Genomic DNA, 1,772 nt, shown 5'->3' with positions numbered 1-1,772 from the left:
GGGGCTGTCCCAAAAGTCATCGTAGATGACTGAGGGACACCCCCTCTTTTTCATTTTGTTAAACAAAAAGAAACCAATCCTTGGTAAAATGGAAGTGTCGAGCAACCATTCATAAAGGAGAGGTTTCTTTTGTACATCCAATATACCATGGATCAACTTTGCCTGCCAATGGACTTGGAGGAAGACATCCCTCAACATCACGTCGTTCGTGTGGTTAATGCGGCGGTGAATAGACTCAGTGACACCATTTTCGCATCCGCTTACCCCGGTGGAGGTCGAGACAGTTACCACCCAAAGATGCTTACTAAAGTCCTCATCTACGCCTACACTCAACGGATCTACTCCTCGCGTCTCATTGCCAAGGCTGTACGAGAAAACATCATGTTCATGTGGATTGCTGGCCGGCAGCGTCCGGATTTCCGCACCATCAACCGCTTTCGTTCCGACCGGATGAAGGACATCCTCGAGTCGGTTTTTACCGCCGTACTCGAACTGCTTGTGGAAGAGGGATACGTCAAACTCGACCATTATTTTGTCGACGGCACCAAAATTGAAGCCAATGCCAATCGGTATACCTTTGTTTGGGGCAAAGCAGTGGTCAAACAAAAGGCGAAGCTAGAAGAGAAAGTACGGACGTTATTCGCCACCATCGAAGAAACTGAGAGAAAGGAAGAACAGGAACAGCCTAACCAAGATCTTGCCGAGCTCGGCGAGGCATCCTCCCTAACCAGCGAGAAGCTGGAGAAGGCAGTGCAACAGTTGGAAGAGAAACTGAAGCAAGTCCCCAAAAATAAATCGCTCAAAAAAGCGGTTCGCACTCTGAAAACAGACCTCCTTCCCCGCCTGCAAAAATACGAGCAGCAGCTTGGGATTCTTGGGGAGCGGAATAGCTACAGCAAAACCGACACGGACGCTACATTCATGCGGATGAAAGAAGACCATATGCGAAACGGTCAACTCAAGCCGGGGTACAACGTACAAATTGGAACCGAGAACCAATTTATTGTCGGATACAGCCTTCACCAACGCCCAACGGACACACGAACCTTGAAGCCACATTTAGAGAAAGTAAAAACGCAGTTGGGGCGAATACCTGGCACGGTCATTGCTGACGCCGGGTATGGGAGCGAAGAAAATTACGCTTACCTAGAAGGCGAAGCAGTGAGAGCGATCGTCAAATACAACACCTACCACAAAGAGAAAACAAAAGCTTGGAAGAAAGACATAAGCAAGCTAGACAACTGGCAGTATGACGAAGCCAAGGATACATGGATTTGTCCAGCAGGTCAGAGATTGACTTTCATCCGGGAGAGCAAAGAGAAGAACGAGAGTGGATACGAGACTCGAAAGCGGCACTACAGAAGTACATCGTGCGCAGAATGCCCACTCAAAGCTTCATGTACAAAAGCAAGCGGAGATCGTGAAATTCAAGTCAGCATGCATTATCTGCGCTACAAGAAACTGGCCCGGGAGCAATTAACCAGTGAAGAGGGATACGCTCTATCGGTTCAGCGCATGCATGAACCCGAAAGTGTGTTTGGTCAGGTAAAGAACAACCGAGGATTCCGACGCTTCCTGCTTCGAGGTTTACTAAAAGTAAACCTTGAGGTCGGGTGGCTTTCCCTTGCCCACAATCTACTGAAAGTTGGGCAACTTAGCCAACAAAGACAAATAATCGGCCAGGTATAAACCTTTCTGGCCGATTATTTGTTCAATCAAGGGCACTTCTCAATCCCTTAGTAGGTAAATTAACTACCTTTTGGGACAGCCCC

General features: G+C 48.1%; 1 protein-coding gene. It reads left to right on the top strand.

The genetic code is table 11. The features are described 5' to 3' along the window. Positions 1-129: 129 nt before the first annotated feature. The gene (locus IM700_RS22870) at positions 130-1,689 is read left to right on the top strand and encodes an IS1182 family transposase (protein ID WP_193419153.1); all 1,560 of its coding nucleotides are present in this window, start codon (positions 130-132) and stop codon (positions 1,687-1,689) included. The last annotated feature ends 83 nt before the right edge of the window (positions 1,690-1,772 follow it).

The organism is Paenibacillus rhizolycopersici (genome assembly GCF_014947195.2).
GTDB lineage: Bacteria > Bacillota > Bacilli > Paenibacillales > Paenibacillaceae > Fontibacillus > Fontibacillus rhizolycopersici.
The sequence above is the reverse complement of the archived record's forward strand: the minus strand, read 5'-3'. Positions and strand labels throughout refer to the sequence as shown.